The 342-nt window shown below is 38.0% G+C and carries 1 protein-coding gene; it reads left to right on the forward strand.

What is annotated here, in order from left to right; translation table 11 throughout:
- Positions 1-342, forward strand: a 342-nt coding sequence (locus HMPREF3029_RS06310) for an AarF/UbiB family protein (protein WP_168165511.1), incomplete at both ends; no start/stop codon positions are given.

Genomic DNA, 342 nt, shown 5'->3' on the forward strand with positions numbered 1-342 from the left:
CAATTCGTAAAGTCGATGAACTTTCGAAAAAAGGCTTTGATCGTTATCAACTCGCAGATACATTTGCGCGAACAATTTTTACACAAATATTTGAACACGGATTTTTCCATGCGGATATTCACCCAGGGAACATCATCGTCTTAAACGATGGTACGCTTGGGTTTATCGACTTTGGTATGGTCGGGAAACTCACAGATAACGTCAAGCAAAACTTCGGAAGCCTACTTATTGGTTTAATGCAAAAAAACTCTAAAAAAGTTGTACGTTCAATTATACAAATGGGCGTTGTACCAGATGACGTAAATATAGATGACTTATACGAAGAAGCAGAGCTTATGCAAG

It is taken from the genome of Nosocomiicoccus sp. HMSC059G07, from assembly GCF_001815515.1.
Lineage (GTDB): Bacteria > Bacillota > Bacilli > Staphylococcales > Salinicoccaceae > Nosocomiicoccus > Nosocomiicoccus ampullae_A.